The sequence below is a fragment of the Aliiroseovarius sp. S1339 genome (assembly GCF_023195695.1).
Classification (GTDB): Bacteria; Pseudomonadota; Alphaproteobacteria; order Rhodobacterales; family Rhodobacteraceae; genus Aliiroseovarius.
In genome coordinates this window covers 128718-143691 of record NZ_JALPQG010000009.1, presented here as the reverse complement: position 1 = coordinate 143691, position 14974 = coordinate 128718, and the positions used below count along the sequence as shown (strand labels likewise).

The 14974-nt window shown below is 59.5% G+C and carries 23 protein-coding genes; 18 read left to right on the top strand and 5 right to left on the bottom strand.

All coding sequences use genetic code 11. From position 1 onward, the window contains the following. The first annotated feature begins 14 nt into the window (after nt 1–14). Both MUY35_RS14385 and MUY35_RS14380 read left to right on the top strand, forming a co-directional pair. Nucleotides 15–407 (top strand): hypothetical protein, encoded by a 393-nt coding sequence (locus MUY35_RS14385; RefSeq protein WP_248369805.1) that lies wholly within the window; start codon nt 15–17, stop codon nt 405–407. After that, nucleotides 404–898, top strand: coding sequence for a YdcF family protein (locus MUY35_RS14380; protein WP_248369803.1), 495 nt, complete (start codon nt 404–406; stop codon nt 896–898). Before MUY35_RS14385 ends, MUY35_RS14380 begins: the two co-directional genes overlap by 4 nt. Here MUY35_RS14380 and MUY35_RS14375 read toward each other — a convergent pair. The 5 genes from MUY35_RS14375 to MUY35_RS14355 form a co-directional block, all read right to left on the bottom strand. Beyond that, nucleotides 876–1298: a hypothetical protein gene (locus tag MUY35_RS14375; RefSeq protein ID WP_248369801.1), complete on the bottom strand. Its 423-nt coding sequence runs from the start codon at nt 1296–1298 to the stop codon at nt 876–878. The two genes, MUY35_RS14380 and MUY35_RS14375, sit on opposite strands and share 23 nt — an antisense overlap. Before the next feature lie 124 nt (nt 1299–1422). Continuing rightward, nucleotides 1423–2010, bottom strand: coding sequence for a rhodanese-like domain-containing protein (locus tag MUY35_RS14370; RefSeq protein WP_248369799.1), 588 nt, complete (start codon nt 2008–2010; stop codon nt 1423–1425). A gap of 22 nt (nt 2011–2032) precedes the next feature. Then, on the bottom strand, nt 2033–2353 hold the full coding sequence (locus tag MUY35_RS14365; protein ID WP_248369797.1) for an antibiotic biosynthesis monooxygenase family protein: 321 nt from the start codon (nt 2351–2353) through the stop codon (nt 2033–2035). 97 nt (nt 2354–2450) lie between these two features. Then, on the bottom strand, nt 2451–2828 hold the full coding sequence (locus tag MUY35_RS14360) for a zf-TFIIB domain-containing protein (RefSeq protein ID WP_248369795.1): 378 nt from the start codon (nt 2826–2828) through the stop codon (nt 2451–2453). Between the two features lie 92 nt (nt 2829–2920). Beyond that, nucleotides 2921–3328, bottom strand: a complete 408-nt coding sequence (locus tag MUY35_RS14355; protein ID WP_248369793.1) for a universal stress protein — start codon at nt 3326–3328, stop codon at nt 2921–2923. A gap of 306 nt (nt 3329–3634) precedes the next feature. Between MUY35_RS14355 and ffh the strand changes: the two genes are divergently transcribed. The 16 genes from ffh (at nt 3635) to MUY35_RS14275 (ending at nt 14973) form a co-directional block, all read left to right on the top strand. Next, entirely contained in the window at nt 3635–5143 is a 1509-nt protein-coding gene (gene ffh, locus MUY35_RS14350; protein WP_248369791.1) for a signal recognition particle protein, read from the top strand. Nucleotides 5144–5150: 7 nt separating this feature from the next. Continuing rightward, on the top strand, nt 5151–5705 hold the full coding sequence (locus MUY35_RS14345) for a GNAT family N-acetyltransferase (RefSeq protein WP_248369789.1): 555 nt from the start codon (nt 5151–5153) through the stop codon (nt 5703–5705). Continuing rightward, entirely contained in the window at nt 5702–5998 is a 297-nt protein-coding gene (locus MUY35_RS14340) for a chorismate mutase (RefSeq protein ID WP_248369787.1), read from the top strand. Before MUY35_RS14345 ends, MUY35_RS14340 begins: the two co-directional genes overlap by 4 nt. A gap of 46 nt (nt 5999–6044) precedes the next feature. Further along, nucleotides 6045–6458: a 30S ribosomal protein S16 gene (gene rpsP / locus MUY35_RS14335; RefSeq protein WP_248369785.1), complete on the top strand. Its 414-nt coding sequence runs from the start codon at nt 6045–6047 to the stop codon at nt 6456–6458. A gap of 70 nt (nt 6459–6528) precedes the next feature. Then, nucleotides 6529–6702, top strand: a complete 174-nt coding sequence (locus MUY35_RS14330; protein WP_248369783.1) for a nitroreductase family protein — start codon at nt 6529–6531, stop codon at nt 6700–6702. 12 nt (nt 6703–6714) lie between these two features. Beyond that, nucleotides 6715–6864, top strand: coding sequence for a hypothetical protein (locus MUY35_RS14325; RefSeq protein WP_248369781.1), 150 nt, complete (start codon nt 6715–6717; stop codon nt 6862–6864). Next, on the top strand, nt 6861–7373 hold the full coding sequence (gene rimM / locus MUY35_RS14320) for a ribosome maturation factor RimM (protein WP_248369778.1): 513 nt from the start codon (nt 6861–6863) through the stop codon (nt 7371–7373). The genes MUY35_RS14325 and rimM overlap by 4 nt, the downstream gene beginning before the upstream one ends. Further along, the gene (locus tag MUY35_RS14315) at nt 7370–8176 is read left to right on the top strand and encodes a hypothetical protein (RefSeq protein ID WP_248369776.1); all 807 of its coding nucleotides are present in this window, start codon (nt 7370–7372) and stop codon (nt 8174–8176) included. Before rimM ends, MUY35_RS14315 begins: the two co-directional genes overlap by 4 nt. 36 nt (nt 8177–8212) lie before the next feature. Next, on the top strand, nt 8213–9076 hold the full coding sequence (gene trmD / locus MUY35_RS14310; protein ID WP_248369775.1) for a tRNA (guanosine(37)-N1)-methyltransferase TrmD: 864 nt from the start codon (nt 8213–8215) through the stop codon (nt 9074–9076). 319 nt (nt 9077–9395) lie between these two features. Further along, the gene (locus tag MUY35_RS14305) at nt 9396–9563 is read left to right on the top strand and encodes a hypothetical protein (RefSeq protein WP_248369773.1); all 168 of its coding nucleotides are present in this window, start codon (nt 9396–9398) and stop codon (nt 9561–9563) included. Nucleotides 9564–9897: 334 nt separating this feature from the next. After that, complete coding sequence (gene rplS, locus MUY35_RS14300) at nt 9898–10272, top strand: 50S ribosomal protein L19 (protein ID WP_248369771.1); 375 nt, start codon at nt 9898–9900, stop codon at nt 10270–10272. 11 nt (nt 10273–10283) lie between these two features. Then, on the top strand, nt 10284–10505 hold the full coding sequence (gene rpmE, locus MUY35_RS14295) for a 50S ribosomal protein L31 (RefSeq protein WP_248369769.1): 222 nt from the start codon (nt 10284–10286) through the stop codon (nt 10503–10505). 252 nt (nt 10506–10757) lie between these two features. Beyond that, a complete protein-coding gene (locus tag MUY35_RS14290) occupies nt 10758–11570 on the top strand; it encodes a division plane positioning ATPase MipZ (RefSeq protein ID WP_248369767.1) in 813 nt (270 codons plus the stop codon). Nucleotides 11571–11630: 60 nt separating this feature from the next. Beyond that, complete coding sequence (locus tag MUY35_RS14285) at nt 11631–12578, top strand: ABC transporter permease (protein ID WP_248369765.1); 948 nt, start codon at nt 11631–11633, stop codon at nt 12576–12578. After that, the gene (locus tag MUY35_RS14280) at nt 12575–13399 is read left to right on the top strand and encodes an ABC transporter permease (RefSeq protein ID WP_248369763.1); all 825 of its coding nucleotides are present in this window, start codon (nt 12575–12577) and stop codon (nt 13397–13399) included. The genes MUY35_RS14285 and MUY35_RS14280 overlap by 4 nt, the downstream gene beginning before the upstream one ends. Further along, entirely contained in the window at nt 13396–14973 is a 1578-nt protein-coding gene (locus MUY35_RS14275) for a dipeptide ABC transporter ATP-binding protein (RefSeq protein ID WP_248369762.1), read from the top strand. The genes MUY35_RS14280 and MUY35_RS14275 overlap by 4 nt, the downstream gene beginning before the upstream one ends. Nucleotide 14974 lies beyond the last annotated feature (1 nt).

Here is a 14974-nt window from a genome sequence, read left to right as displayed (position 1 = left end):
AGGGAGTCCGATAGATGTCGTACAAAAAACGCGCGTCCGCACTTGTCGGTCTGGCCCTTCTGCTGGGCCTTTCCGCCTGCGCAACGCCGCAGCAACGCTGCATCGCCTCGGCCACCGCCGATATGCGCAGCTTGCAGGCGCAGATCAAGACAACCGAAGCCACCATTGCGCGCGGCTATGCGCTGCATCGCCAATCAGTGCCCGTTACCAGCACGCGCCTTTGTTATGACCGCAAACGACGCCCCTTTCCTTGCCACCGGACAGCGTTTCGCCAGATTGAAACCCCCGTGACCGTCGATATCGACAACGAGAAATCAAAACTGGCCAGAATGAAGGCAAAGCTTGCGCAAGCGCAGCGCAAAGCGGTCGCTGGGGCTAAGGCCTGTCGCGAGACCTATCGCGAATGACCCGAGTGGCGATTGTTTTGGGGGCGGCGGTGCGGCCGGATGGAACGGCCTCGCCCGCCTTGCGCCGCCGCGCCGCGACGGCTGCTGATTTTTATCTAACCGGTCAGGTCGATAAGATCATCGCCTCAGGCGGCGTGCCCCGCGCAGGCCGCAGCGAGGCGGCGGTCATTGGCGAAATCTGCGCCCAAGCCGGTGTTTCACCGTCCGATATAACGATCGAGGATGCATCAAGCAACACATTGGAAAACATCCTCAATTCCAAACCGCTGCTGCCGCCGGGTGCGGAGGTTACGCTGGTCACGGACAAATATCATGCGTTTCGGGCACGATTGACCGCGCGCGAATGTGGGCTGAAGGCGCACAGTGTTTCGCCCGCCTTGCGACCAATCACAGCGCACCGCATCCTGAGGGGATATATCAGAGAGGTTGGCGCGCTGGCACTTTACGCCGCACGCCGCACGCGGCGGATTATTTCGCGACAGTCACTTTGACCGACGTGCCGGTGTTGCCACTGCCATAAATGCGAACGAAAACAACCGCCCCACCATCGACCAGACGTTTGGCCGCCTGTGGGTCAATTGATCCGTTCATCACCATACGTTCCATGATCTTGCGATTGCCGATTGATCCGAAGAACGGGTCAAACTCATCCCCCGGCTGGCTGATACCAAACCGATGAAAATTGGCGCGGTCCTGCCGCAGGATTTGCCAAGGCTGAGTCAGCCGCGCACCCTTGGAGTTATGCAGGTCGGGCTGCCCGATATAGGCCACGTAAGACCCGATAAGGTCCTGCGCGTGAGCTCCTGTCGCCAACACAGACGACATCGCCAGCCCCGCCATAAGGATGGCTGTCTTGACGCCAATGCGTCGTTTTTGGGTCTTGCGCGACATCAGATGCCTCCAATTGTTGCACACAACTTGGGGGCGGCGCGCCTTGGGGTCAATGGCGCGGGCGTTTTGCTATCCTGGTGCGGCATTGGCGCGACAGGTGTTGCGCCGCGCGATTGCGCCCGTGTTATTTGGGGTCCGACACCGTCAGGCCCAGCAATCGCCACGCCTGCATACCACCGCGATAATAGTGGATCTTGTCAGCGGGAAAACCAGCTTCGATCATGCGCCGAGCCGCCGTAGGCGACTGACCACACCAATTGCCATTGCAGAATAAGGCGACGGATTTGGCGCCTGCACAGTCAAACCCATCAAAATCAATTTCGCAGCCCATTTCATCCAGCCGGTCGGCGGATTCGTTATAGGGGATCGAAATCGCACCGGGGATCGTTCCGCCCGCGTGATCTTGCGGCACCCGGCTGTCGATCACCATCACGTCGGGGTTTTGCAGCATCTCAAGCATTTCAAGTTCGCCGATTGGCGTCACGCCGGGGGCGGGCACCATCGGTTGCACGCAAAAATTCGGACACGGCCGCGAGGTCCGCGCCCATTCGCCAGTGATCTGGTTGTCCTGATCGGGATTGCGCGAAATCTCGACTGGGCCGGAGATTGTGTCGACAGTGACCGACGCGATATCGGGGCGGATGTTAACACCATCAGCAAACGCGGGCGCAGCCAGCAGAAGGGTCGCCAATAGGGTAAATGCGGGTTTCATAGCGGTCTCCTTTGCCGGTTCGTCAGTCGAAGGTTTCGAACACGTCATACATGACCGGTTCAAAGCTTTTGCAAAGGGTCGCGATGACGCGGTTGCGCTCGCGCATCTCGTCCGTGCGCAGCATGGCCTGAAAATCTTCTCGCCGTTTCCACTGTGAATAATTGGCGATCCGTGTTTGGGCGTCATTGACGTGCAACCCAGCCGCCACAAAACCCGGCTGCTTGGATATGAATTGATGATAGGCATCCGTCAGCGCGTCCAGAAGATCCTGACAGGTGCCGGGCGTCATCTCGAACGTGGTGATAACGGTTTGATAATCGGGGGCTTTGCTGATCTTGGGCATGGCTTCCTCCTGTTGGTAAGGAAAGCCTAATGCCTTTCGCGCGACAGATGAATACGAGATTTGGGGGTGGGCGGAAATGGCTCACCCCCACCCGGTCTCAATCGAAGTCAAAAATCTCGGACAGGATCGACTTGCGCTTGCGCTTCTTATAGCGCCGCCCATGGCGATAATCGTCGTCATCGTCATCGTCATAATCGTCGCGATAACGGTCGCGGTCTGATCGCTTGCGATACTCTTCTTCTGCGCGGTTGTCATAGTGCTTCGGGCGCGGCTCGCGGGCCACAACCGGGTCGGGCACTGGCGGCGGGGCCACCGGATCAGGGTCAGGCAGCACGACTGCCGGGGTCGCTTTCTCGATGATCTTATCCAGCTCGCCACGATCCAACCAAACACCCCGGCATTGAGGGCAATAGTCGATCTCGACCCCCTGACGCTCGGACATCTTCAGTTCAGTTCCGTCAATCGGGCATTTCATGTGCTGGTTCCTCCGTGTTTCCTGCCAAGGATGTAGGGACGAAAAAGCGGGCCACAAGGACCCGCTTTGGCAACGTTTTTGTTATCGGCGAATTACCGCGACACATGCACGGCGCACGGTGCGTGGCGCACAACGCGGGCGGCAGTCGACCCAAGGAAGAAATCCGTCAGCCCCGGCCGGTGCGAGGCCACGACAATACAATCGACCCCGTTATGTTTGGCATAGTCGACAATCGCGTGGCCGGCATGACCGGACACCACCCTGATGTCGATATCGTCCTCTCCGGCCAGTTCTTCCTTCATACGTGCTGCCAGTTCCTGCACGTTATCTTCCAACTGACCTTCGGGCAGGTATTGAGCGACATAGGCGGGCACTTCTTCCATCACATGAAGGGCGGTGATCTTGGCGCCTTTTTCGGCGATGGCTTTCGCAATGCTGAGAGCTTCTTTGGTATCGCGCTCATGATCCAGAGCGATCGGCACGAGGACATTCTTATACATCTCGGTGCTCCTGTGTTTGAGTTGTTCATTCCCTTTCTGGATACGGCACACCGCCGCGCCCAACCATGATACAGGTCAATTGGCGCCGGGCCGCCGCCAGTTGCGCTGCTTTCCTTGACAGCTTGGGCCAAGCGGTCTATTTCCGCCCCAACTCCGGGAGTCGTTATGCTTCCGGTCCCATGGCTTATGCCGGGATCGCCCCCTGTCAGCGCGTTGCGCCCACAGGGGCGTCACTGGTTTGAGATTTGGATTTGCGCAGCCCGCCCCTTATCTAAGGGGCAAATGAAACGGCAAAGGAGCCGAGATATGTTCGAGAGCCTGTCAGACCGCCTATCCGGTGTCTTTGACCGCCTGACGAAACAGGGTGCGCTGTCCGAGGATGACGTGAAAACTGCGCTTCGTGAGGTCCGTGTGGCCTTGCTTGAGGCCGACGTTTCGCTGCCCGTCGCGCGCGACTTCGTCAAGAAAGTGCAAGAACAGGCCACCGGCCAGGCCGTCACCAAGTCGGTGACCCCCGGCCAGCAGGTCGTGAAAATCGTCCACGATGCGCTGGTCGAGGTTCTGACCGGCGAAGGTGAACCGGGCGCTTTGAAAATCGACAGCCCCCCTGCCCCGATCCTGATGGTCGGTCTGCAAGGTGGTGGTAAAACGACGACGACCGCCAAGCTGGCCAAGCGTTTGAAAGAAAAAGACGGCAAGCGCGTGCTGATGGCGTCGCTTGACGTGTATCGACCCGCCGCTATGGACCAATTGGCCATTCTCGGCACGCAGGTTGGTGTCGACACATTGCCGATCGTGCCCGGCCAGAAACCCGTCGACATCGCCAAACGCGCCAAGCAGCAGGCGACGATGGGCGGCTATGACGTCTATATGCTCGACACCGCCGGTCGTTTGCATATCGACGAAGTCCTGATGGACGAGGTCGAGCAGGTCTCGAAAGTCGTCACCCCGCGCGAAACGCTTCTGGTGGTCGATGGCCTGACCGGTCAGGTCGCCGTCGAAGTTGCGCAGGAATTCGACGACAAGGTCGGCATTTCTGGCGTCGTTCTGACCCGGATGGATGGCGACGGACGCGGCGGCGCTGCCCTATCGATGCGCGCCGTCACCGGCAAGCCGATCAAGTATGTCGGCCTTGGCGAAAAGATGGACGCCCTTGAGACGTTCGAGCCGGAGCGGATCGCAGGCCGTATCCTTGGCATGGGCGACATTGTTTCGCTGGTCGAAAAAGCCCAAGAAACCATCGAGGCCGAACAGGCCGAGCGTATGATGAAACGCTTCCAGAAGGGTCAGTTCAACATGAACGACCTGAAAATGCAGCTGGAGCAAATGATCAAGATGGGCGGCATGCAAGGGATCATGGGAATGATGCCGGGCATGAAAAAGATGGCCAAACAAGCCGAAGACGCCGGCATGGACGACAAGGTTCTGAAACAGCAGATCGCGCTGATCCAGTCGATGACCAAACGCGAACGCGCCAACCCTCAGATTCTGCAAGCCAGCCGCAAGAAGCGCATCGCCAAAGGGGCGGGCATGGAAGTGTCCGAGCTGAACAAGCTTCTGAAAATGCAGCGCCAGATGGGCGACATGATGAAGAAGATGGGCAAGATGGGCAAAGGCAAGATGCTGAAACAAGCCATGTCCGGCATGTTCGGCAAGGGCGGCGGGATGCCGGACATGGGCGGAATGGACCCGTCGTCGATGGACCCCAAAGCGCTGGAAGCAGCCGCCAAGCAACTGGGCGCCAAGGGTGGTCTGCCCGGTCTGGGCGGCGGCGGATTGCCCCCCGGCCTGTCCGGCTTTGGGAAGAAGAAGTAAGCCCCGCATGAGTGTCACGATCGAAACCCCGCACCTTCTGCTGCGCCAGCCTGAAATGGGCGACTGGGAGGCCATCGCCGCCTTCCTTGGGTCTGATCGTGCGCAGTTTATTGGCGGGCCCTACACGCGCCGCACCGCGTGGCGTGCCTTTGGCCACATGGTCGGCCACTGGACCCTGCGCGGCTTCGGTATCTTTGTTGGTGTCGAAAAGACCAGCGGCGCGCCCGTCTGCTCGGTTGGGCCTTGGTATCCTGAGGGTTGGCCGGAGCACGAAATTTCGTGGTCCGTCTGGACCACCGAAGCTGAAGGCAAGGGCTTTGCCTACGAGGCTGCGTCGATCGCGCGCGACTGGGCCTATAGCGCATTGGGCTGGACCACTGCCGTCAGCTATGTCGACGAAGCGAACGTCCGCTCGGCCGCGCTGGCACAACGCCTTGGCTGCGTGATCGACCCAACCGCGCCACGCTTCGACGACGACGCTGAGACGGGTATAGACAGGCCCTATCACGTGTGGCGCCACCCCGCGCCCGACACGGACGGAACCCCGGAGGCCTACGCATGACCGACGCAGCAACCCGCGCCGCAGAGCTTTTGAATGACCATCGTCAGTCGATCGACCGGCTGGACGCGATCCTTGTCTACACGCTGGGCGAGCGGTTCAAACACACGCAAGCGGTGGGCAAGCTTAAAGCCGAACACGACCTGCCCCCGTCGGACCCGACCCGCGAAGCCCAACAGATCGAACGTCTGGAAGACCTGGCGCGCCGCGCCAATCTGGACCCCGAATTCGCCAAGAAATTCCTGAACTTCGTCATCGACGAAGTCATCAGGCATCACAAGAAACACCAAGAATGATTGGGGCCCTGCCCCGCTCAAATAGCTAGAAAAAAGGAAAACTCTCATGGCTATGAAAATTCGTCTTGCCCGTGGTGGCTCGAAAAAACGTCCCTTCTACCGCGTTGTTGCAACCGACTCGCGCATGCCGCGCGATGGCCGCTTCATCGAAAAGCTGGGCACCTACAACCCGCAACTGCCCAAAGATTCGGAAGAGCGTGTGAAACTGGACATGGAACGCGTTCAGTACTGGCTGGACCAAGGTGCACAGCCGACGGACCGCGTGTCGCGTTTCCTGGAAGCTGCCGGCGTTCTGGCCAAGAAAGACCGTGCTAACCTGAAAAAAGGTGAGCCGGGCAAGAAAGCCAAAGATCGCTTGCAGGAAAAAGCTGACAAAGCTGCTGCCGCTGCCGAAGCCGCTGCTGCCCCTGCAGAGGCCCCTGCCGAAGCACCCGCCGAAGAAGCAACCGCCGAGGAATAAGTTCCGGGCAAGAGCGGATCTGACAGGCGCATCTTTTTGCAAGGTGTTTCAGTCGGATCTGGACGATCTGATGGGTTGGCGGCGCGACATACGCCGCTTTCGCACGGATCGTGTGGACGAGGCGCTCTTGCAAGAGTGCCTCGACGCGTTTTTGCTGGCCCCGTCGGTCGTGTTATCGAAGCCTTCGCAGGCGGTACACGTGAACAGCAAGGCGGCCCGTATTGCCGCGCTGAGGGTTAGATAGGAAAGGTGCTTCATGGGTTTGCTTTTTCGTCCCTTTCGGTTGATCCTGATCGTCGGCGCTGGCTTTCTGGCTGGCCTGCTTTTTGAACGAAACTCGATGACAGACCGCTGCGTTGATCGTGGCGGCGCTGTGGATCGGGGTATTTGCGTAGGTGGGAAATGAGCGACGATCGTATTTGCGTGGGCGCGATCGCAGGCGCTTTTGGCGTCAAGGGTGAGTTGCGCATTAAGAGTTTCTGCGCCGATCCGGAAGCGATTGGTGACTATGGGCCGCTCTGGTCCGAAGATGGCAGCCGACAATTTAGCCTGACTCTTGATCGCGCGATCAAGAACGGGTTCGCCGTCACCATAGAGGGCGTGACAACCAAAGAAGACGGCGACGCTTTGCGCGGCGTGCGTTTGTTTGCCGATCGCGAAGCGCTGCCCAACCTGCCCGATGATGAATATTACCATGCCGATCTGATCGGTCTTGAGGTGCTCGACACGGGTGGTCGTGTTTTGGGGCGCGTGTCAGCTGTGCACAATCACGGGGCGGGCGACGTGCTTGAAGTGCAAGGCCCGGGCCTAAAAGACAACGCGCTTCTGCCTTTCACGCTTGACGCCGTGCCGACCGTCGACCTGGCCGCAGGCCGCATCATCGCGGACCCGCCAGAAGGCGTCTTTCCCGAATGACGCATGTCATTGTCCATGCTGGATTTCACAAAACCGGCACGACCAGCATGCAGAATTTTTTTCGCCAGAACCGCCTCGCCCTGTCGCCCTATTTCGACTATTACGGACAACGGGATTTTCTGAACGCGGGGGCGGCGGCGCGGCTGTATGCCCAACGTCCGTTTCCCCATCGCTTGCACAGGTTTCGCACAGCTTTCCGGCGGTTTTTGGCAAGCATCCCTGATTACGATGTAATCGTATTGTCGCGCGAAAGCTTTTCGGGTGGGATGCCGGGCCACCGAAAGCTGGGCGGCAGGATGATCACCTCGTACCATCAGGCCGCAATAAAACTGGCCCGCGTCATCATCGCTGAGCTGCGCCGCCGTTTCGGGCGCGATGTTAAGATCACGTTTTTCTATACCACCCGCAACCGTGAAGACTGGATCAAGTCGGTGCACGGGCACCTTCTGCGCTCGATCAACCTGACTGATGACCTTGCTGCATTCACCGCCCGCTTTCCCGCCCTGATCGGCCCAAAGGAACAAGCACAGCGTATGGTCGGCGCGCTGTCGCCCACAGCTGTCGTAACGGCTGCGCTGGAAGACTACGCCGATGATCCACACGGGACCGCCACCGCGATCATGGACCTTGCAAACGTGCCGGGCGACGCGCGCGGCGACCTGATCGCGGCCCCGCACGCCAACCAAGGGCAATCGGGTGAGTTGCGCCAAGCGTTTCTGGACCTGAACCGCACGCGCCTGTCCAAGCCCGAGCGCAAGGCCCGCAAAGACCAGTTGCTAAACCCACCCTCTTCGCGCCGCTGACTTTCCAGCTGAGACGAAACCGGATAAGGGGGGAACATGAACGACAAATCTGATCCCAAGGCGACCCCAAAGCAAGCTCCCAAGGCCCCCGCGATGAAATCCCATGGCAAATTCACGGTTTCGGCGTCGCTGAAACCGCGCGCTCTCATGACCGATACACCGCGCTATGCCGGGGTTTGGACTGCTAAGATCATTACCCTGTTTCCCGCGGCCTTTCCCGGTGTTCTGGGCGAAAGCCTGACCGGACGAGCGTTGAAAGACGGGTTGTGGGCGTTAGAGCCCGTTGACCTGCGCCCCTTTGGCGAAGGGAAGCATCGCAACGTCGATGACACCCCGGCCGGAGGGGGGGCCGGTATGGTCTTGCGCGCCGATGTTGTGTCGCGCGCCATCGACGCCGCGCAATCTGGCGCGCCGAAAGACCGGGCGAAATGGCCGATCATCTATATGTCGCCGCGCGGCAAGCCGCTGACGCAGGCCATGGCGCATCGATTTGCGGAAGGCGACGGTATGACCGTTCTGTGTGGCCGCTTTGAGGGCGTCGATGAACGGGTTCTGGAAGAATACGAGATTGAAGAGGTCAGCCTTGGCGATTTCGTCCTGACCGGCGGCGAGATTGCCGCCCAAGCCATGCTGGACGCCACCGTGCGTCTGCTGCCCGGCGTGTTGGGCAACGAGGCGTCAACCGAAGAGGAAAGTTTTTCAGCCGGATTGCTGGAACATCCGCAATACACCCGCCCCGCCATCTGGCGCGGACGCAAGATACCCGAGGTGCTGACATCCGGCCATCACGGCAAAGTGGCGACCTGGCGGCGCGAGATGAGTGAACGGATCACTCAGCTACGCCGACCCGACTTGTGGGAATCGGTCCAGAAAAAACGCCCTGAGGACGGATCTGACTGACAAAATCGAGCAGTCGGAAATGAGGCCATTTTGTGGCTTTGTTTCGAATAGTGTAACTGTCCGAAATTCAGCCCAAAACTGTTTCTAAAATTTTTAAAATATCGTGACTTATACCCTTCTGGGCTCACCATTTATGGGGAACCCAGAAAGGTGAATTTGTGGCAATTCTGCGACGTGCAAGGGTTGATCAAGGATTAAACGAAACACCCATTACGTGAGATCTCGCAGCCCTAACGCGTCCATCTTGCTTTGTCTCTTTTCGATAAAAAATAGTTTGTGAACTCTGAACGACCGCAACACGGCAAAAAAGGTGAACGACATGGAACTATTGATCACAGCAAAGCAAAACCGCATCAAGGCGTTGAATGCCCTTGAACAAAAGAAACGCGCTGCGGCCACCCTGCGCCCATCGATCAACCTCAAGCGCTGCATTCCGACTTTTCGCACTGCACGCAACGAATTTTCGGCCCCCCTCCTCCTTGTCTGATTGACACCACTCACGAACGCCGAAACACAGGAAGCTGCGCTATTTCAGGCGCAGCTTCCAACTTTTCAGGGCGGCACTTCGATCCGACCAAACCCCTTGCTCTACAACGACATTGGCCCTATACACCGCCCGTCTGGCACTCATCCGAGTCGCACGGACGTTTTTCTTGTGGGCAGGTCCGTTCTTCTGCACCCATCGACCCACGCGAAAAGCTGACAAAGAAACGACGGACGACCTCCTGCGGGCGCGACATGCGGACCCGATGAAGACAAGGAGCTCTTGGACGGCAGCAAACTTTGCGGACCAACCGCAAGCAAAAATAGGAGATGGTCAGATGAACCTGATCGCAGAGCTTGAGGCGGAACAAGTTGCCGCCCTGGGAAATAACATTCCCGATTTCAAAGCCGGTGACACTATCCGTGTCGGCTTTAAGGTGACCGAAGGTTCGCGCACCCGTGTGCAGAACTATGAAGGCGTGTGCATCAGCCGTAAAAACGGTGTGGGCATTGCCGGGTCGTTCACCGTTCGCAAGATTTCTTTCGGCGAAGGCGTGGAACGTGTGTTCCCCCTGCACTCGACCAACATCGACAGCATTGAAGTGGTCCGCCGTGGCCGCGTGCGTCGTGCAAAACTGTATTACCTGCGTTCGCGTCGCGGTAAATCGGCACGTATCGCCGAAGACAGCACATATAAACCCAAGAAAGCCTGAGGAGCGTCACCATGAAAAAGGATCTTCATCCCGAATACCACATGATCGACGTCAAAATGACCGACGGCACGATCTTTCAGATGAAATCGACCTGGGGCAAAGAAGGCGACACGCTGTCGCTGGACATCGACCCCACCGTGCACCCGGCATGGAACGGCGGCAGCTCGCGCCTTCTGGACACCGGCGGCCGCGTGTCGAAGTTCAAATCGAAATACGAAGGCTTCGGCTTCTAAGCCCCGCCTTTTTCGAGACGAGAAAGCGCCGTCCCACTGGGGCGGCGTTTTTCGTTTCTAAACCTGATAAGAAGCTGTCAAGCAGGCGGCGGACCGATAGCGACTAGTCGATCAGCCCATCGACAGCCCGATAGTGACCTATGGCATTGAAGACTCAACCTTGATTTCAGTGCCCGCAACATCTTCCCCCCAGCACCCTTCGTATCTATAGTCCCCGCATATAAAAAGCTGTCAACAGTCGGGGATACAGGCGTGGCGCATATTATAGTGGTCGGAAACGAAAAGGGCGGGGCAGGTAAATCCACCGTGTCCATGCATGTGGCAACCGCTTTGGCGCGGCTGGGGCATAAGGTTGGGGTGTTGGACCTTGACCTGCGTCAGAAGACAATCGGGCGCTTTATCGAAAATCGCAAAGCGACCATGGCACGCGCGGGTGTCGAACTTGCGACCCCCGAATACCATGAACTGCCCGAGGTTGATCCAGCCGGTCTAAGGCCCGGCGAAAACCCGTATGATCGGCGTTTGTCGATGGCCGTGGCAGCGTTAGAGGCCGACAGGGATTTCATCATTATTGATTGCCCCGGTTCGCACACTCGGCTGAGTCAAGTTGCCCATTCGCTGGCCGACACGCTGATTACACCGCTCAATGACAGCTTCGTTGATTTCGATCTGCTGGCCCATATCGACCCGGAAACCAACAAGGTCCGGGGCCCCTCGGTCTATTCCGAAATGGTGTGGAACGCGCGGCAGTTGCGCGCCAAGGCAGGCCTGAAACCCATCGACTGGGTCGTTGTGCGCAACCGTTTGGGCGCGCAGATGATGCACAACAAGAAGAAAATGGGCGATGCGGTCGAAGACCTGTCTAAACGCATCGGCTTTCGCGTGGCCCCCGGCTTCAACGAGCGTGTCATTTTCCGCGAACTGTTTCCGCGTGGCCTGACCCTGTTGGATCTGCGCGATATCGGGGTGGTCGGACAGATGAACATCTCGAACGTAGCGGCCCGTCAGGAATTGCGCGAGCTGATGAAAGCGCTGAACCTGCCGGACGTCGAGGTGAAAATCTAGCGGGCACACTGCGCCGATTACCCCTTTCCGACGCGCCACCCCCCGTCTAACCTCGCGACCATGTTGCGTTTCATCCTGACCCGCGCCTTGTCGCTTGGCCTCAGCCTCGTTGTCGCCTCGCTGGTGATCTTCGCCATGATCGAGGTGATACCCGGCGACCCGGCATCGTTCATGCTGGGCCTGAACGCTCAGCCTGGAACGGTTGCCGCCCTGCGCAATGAACTGGGGCTGGATGGATCCCTGCCCGCACGTTATCTGGGTTGGATCGGTGGGCTGATCACTGGCGATTTCGGCATCTCATACACCTACCGTGTGCCGGTGGCAGAGCTGGTGTTAGAGCGTCTTCAGGTCTCGTTACCCCTAGCGCTGTATGCCCTGTGCCTATCGACGCTTATTGCGATCCCCATTGGAATGTTCGCGGCGACCCGCAGGGGTGATCCGTCTGACTATGCGATCATGGGCGCGACGCAACTGGGCATCGCGGTGCCGAATTTCTGGTTCGCGATGCTTCTTGTGATGGTCTTCGCGGTGCAACTGCGCTGGTTCTCGGCCGGTGGATTTCCAGGCTGGGAGAATGGGGTCGGACCTGCGCTGAAAGCATTGACCTTGCCCGCTGTTGCGCTGGCCCTGCCGCAAGCGTCGATCCTTGCGCGGGTTATGCGCTCGTCCCTTCTGGATGTGCTGCATCAGGACTATATGCGCACCGCACGAGCCAAGGGCCTGACAGCCGGGCAAGCCACAAGACGCCACGGCCTGCGCAATGCGCTGATCCCGGTGCTGACCATCATCGGGCTGCAATTCAGCTTTCTGCTGGCGGGCGCTATCATTATCGAGAACGTCTTTTTCCTGCCCGGCCTGGGGCGGTTGATCTTTCAGGCCATCACCCAGCGTGACCTTGTGGTGGTGGAAAGCGTCGTGATGCTGCTGGTCTTTGCGGTGATCCTAGTGACCTTCTTGGTCGACATCGCCTATGCGCTGGTCGATCCACGACTAAGGCGACGCGCATGACCCGCCTGCCCGCTCAACTTTGGATCGGCGCGCTGCTAAGTGTCGCCCTTCTGGCCGCCGCCCTGCTGTCCTTCCTTTGGACGCCACATGATGTAACCACACTGAATATCAGTGCAAAACTGCAACCGCCATCGGCAGATTACCTTTTGGGCACAGACCATTTCGGGCGTGACCTTCTGTCGATGCTGATGGAGGGCGGGCGCATTTCCATCGCCGTCGCCGTCTTAGCCGTCGGCATCGGCATGGGGGCTGGCGTGCCGCTTGGCCTTCTGGCCGCCGCCCACCGGGGCGGCTGGTCGGACGAGCTTATCATGCGCGGCAATGACCTGATCTTCGCGTTCCCGTCGCTTGTCATCGCCATCCTGATCACGGCGACCTTCGGCCCCTCGGCCACCAACGCAATCATCGCGATCGGCATTTTCAACATCCCCGTGTTTGCCCGTGTCGCCCGAGGTGGCGCGCTGACGATCTGGACACAGGAATTCATCATGGCCGCACGGGTGGCGGGCAAGGGCAAGGTGCGGATCAGTGTCGAACACATCCTGCCCAACATCGCGAACCTGCTGATCGTGCAGGGCACCATCCAGTTTTCACTGGGCATTCTGGCCGAAGCGGGGCTGAGCTATGTGGGCCTTGGCGCGCAGCCCCCGACCGCAAGCTGGGGCCGGATGCTGGCGGATGCGCAGACCATGATCTATTCCCACCCACGCCTGGCCATCGCTCCTGGGCTGGCCATCGTGGTAATGGTGCTGGCCTTGAACCTTATGGGCGACGGTCTACGTGACCTGCTTGATCCTCGGATCAGAAGGGCACGCGCATGATCCGCATCGAAGACCTTGCCCTGTCCATTCACGGCGTTCCGATTCTGCGCGATGTGGACCTGACGATTGCGCCCGGTCAGGTGGTCGGGCTGGTGGGCGAAAGCGGGTCGGGCAAGTCGATGACCGCGCTGGCCCTGATGGGGCTGTTGCCGCGCGGCATGACCACATCCGGGCAGATATGGCTGGACGGTACTGACCTTACGACGCTGGACGAAGACGCGATGTGCGACATACGCGGGCGTCGCATCTCGATGATCTTTCAAGAGCCGATGACGGCGCTGAACCCGGTCAAGACCATCGGCAATCAGGTGGCCGAGACGCTGTTGATCCATGGCCGCGCCAACAGGAGCGACGCCAACCGCATCGCTGCCGAAAAACTGGCCCGCGTCGGCCTGCCGCAAGATCGTTTCCCGCTGGATCGCTATCCGCATGAGCTGTCGGGCGGGCAGCGCCAAAGGGTTTGCATCGCTATGGCCATTGCGCTGCATCCAAACCTTCTGATCGCGGACGAACCCACCACAGCGCTGGACGTGACCACGCAAGCGCAGATACTGGATCTGCTGAAGGAACTGGTCGCCGAAGACGGCATGGGGCTTCTGCTGATAACCCACGACCTGGCCGTGGTGGCTGGAATGGCCGACCACGTCGCCGTCATGCGCAAAGGCGAGATCGTTGAACAGGCTGAAACCGAGACGCTGTTTCGAACCATGTCGCACCCGTATACGCGGCAGCTGCTGGATGCCTCTGGTCACGTGCCCGACGGTCAGGCCATCCCGCAAGACACCCCGCTGCTTGAGGTGCGCAGCGCGGTGCGTGACTACCCCTTGCCCCGCACGCACCTGTTTGGCCCGACCCCGCAATTTCGCGCCGTAGACGAAGTCAGCTTCACATTGAACAAGGGTGAGAGCCTTGGGCTGGTTGGCGAAAGTGGCTGCGGAAAATCCACACTCAGCCGCGCCATTCTGGGTCTGGAACCGTTGCAAGGCGGAGAGATCCTTCTGAATGGCACGCCCATCGCGCCCGACATGCCGCACGCCCGCCGCGCCGGGCTGCAAGTGGTGTTTCAAGATCCCTATGGCAGCTTCAACCCCCGCTGGACCGTCGAACGGCTGGTCGCCGAGCCCTTTCACCTGCTGGGAAGCCGCCCCCTCGACTGGCGCGACCGCGTGCGCGATGCGCTGGCCGAGGTGGGCCTGGACGCAGACACCATGACCCGCTATCCGCACGAGTTTTCCGGCGGCCAACGCCAACGCATCGCCATCGCCCGTGCCCTGATCCTGCGCCCAGAACTGATCATTCTGGATGAAGCCGTGTCGGCGCTCGATGTCTCGATCCGTGCCGGTATCCTCGATCTGCTGGCAGACCTTCAGACGCGTCACGGGATGGGCTATCTGTTCATCAGCCATGACCTTAGCGTCGTACGCTCGATCACTGACCGGGTGCTGGTGATGAAGGCAGGCAAGATCGTCGAGGACGGCGCGACCGAGGCCGTCTTCGCCGCGCCGCAACACATCTATACCCAAACCCTGATCAACGCCGCGCCGGTCATCCCGCCCGCGTGGAAGGAGGCTTAAG

Coding starts and splice junctions, on each gene's coding strand:
- MUY35_RS14385 (WP_248369805.1), top strand. CDS start 15: ATGTCGTACAAAAAACGCGCGTCCGCACTTGTCGGTCTGGCCCTTCTG.
- MUY35_RS14380 (WP_248369803.1), top strand. CDS start 404: ATGACCCGAGTGGCGATTGTTTTGGGGGCGGCGGTGCGGCCGGATGGA.
- MUY35_RS14375 (WP_248369801.1), bottom strand. CDS start 1,298: ATGTCGCGCAAGACCCAAAAACGACGCATTGGCGTCAAGACAGCCATC.
- MUY35_RS14370 (WP_248369799.1), bottom strand. CDS start 2,010: ATGAAACCCGCATTTACCCTATTGGCGACCCTTCTGCTGGCTGCGCCC.
- MUY35_RS14365 (WP_248369797.1), bottom strand. CDS start 2,353: ATGCCCAAGATCAGCAAAGCCCCCGATTATCAAACCGTTATCACCACG.
- MUY35_RS14360 (WP_248369795.1), bottom strand. CDS start 2,828: ATGAAATGCCCGATTGACGGAACTGAACTGAAGATGTCCGAGCGTCAG.
- MUY35_RS14355 (WP_248369793.1), bottom strand. CDS start 3,328: ATGTATAAGAATGTCCTCGTGCCGATCGCTCTGGATCATGAGCGCGAT.
- ffh (WP_248369791.1), top strand. CDS start 3,635: ATGTTCGAGAGCCTGTCAGACCGCCTATCCGGTGTCTTTGACCGCCTG.
- MUY35_RS14345 (WP_248369789.1), top strand. CDS start 5,151: ATGAGTGTCACGATCGAAACCCCGCACCTTCTGCTGCGCCAGCCTGAA.
- MUY35_RS14340 (WP_248369787.1), top strand. CDS start 5,702: ATGACCGACGCAGCAACCCGCGCCGCAGAGCTTTTGAATGACCATCGT.
- rpsP (WP_248369785.1), top strand. CDS start 6,045: ATGGCTATGAAAATTCGTCTTGCCCGTGGTGGCTCGAAAAAACGTCCC.
- MUY35_RS14330 (WP_248369783.1), top strand. CDS start 6,529: ATGGGTTGGCGGCGCGACATACGCCGCTTTCGCACGGATCGTGTGGAC.
- MUY35_RS14325 (WP_248369781.1), top strand. CDS start 6,715: ATGGGTTTGCTTTTTCGTCCCTTTCGGTTGATCCTGATCGTCGGCGCT.
- rimM (WP_248369778.1), top strand. CDS start 6,861: ATGAGCGACGATCGTATTTGCGTGGGCGCGATCGCAGGCGCTTTTGGC.
- MUY35_RS14315 (WP_248369776.1), top strand. CDS start 7,370: ATGACGCATGTCATTGTCCATGCTGGATTTCACAAAACCGGCACGACC.
- trmD (WP_248369775.1), top strand. CDS start 8,213: ATGAACGACAAATCTGATCCCAAGGCGACCCCAAAGCAAGCTCCCAAG.
- MUY35_RS14305 (WP_248369773.1), top strand. CDS start 9,396: ATGGAACTATTGATCACAGCAAAGCAAAACCGCATCAAGGCGTTGAAT.
- rplS (WP_248369771.1), top strand. CDS start 9,898: ATGAACCTGATCGCAGAGCTTGAGGCGGAACAAGTTGCCGCCCTGGGA.
- rpmE (WP_248369769.1), top strand. CDS start 10,284: ATGAAAAAGGATCTTCATCCCGAATACCACATGATCGACGTCAAAATG.
- MUY35_RS14285 (WP_248369765.1), top strand. CDS start 11,631: ATGTTGCGTTTCATCCTGACCCGCGCCTTGTCGCTTGGCCTCAGCCTC.
- MUY35_RS14280 (WP_248369763.1), top strand. CDS start 12,575: ATGACCCGCCTGCCCGCTCAACTTTGGATCGGCGCGCTGCTAAGTGTC.
- MUY35_RS14275 (WP_248369762.1), top strand. CDS start 13,396: ATGATCCGCATCGAAGACCTTGCCCTGTCCATTCACGGCGTTCCGATT.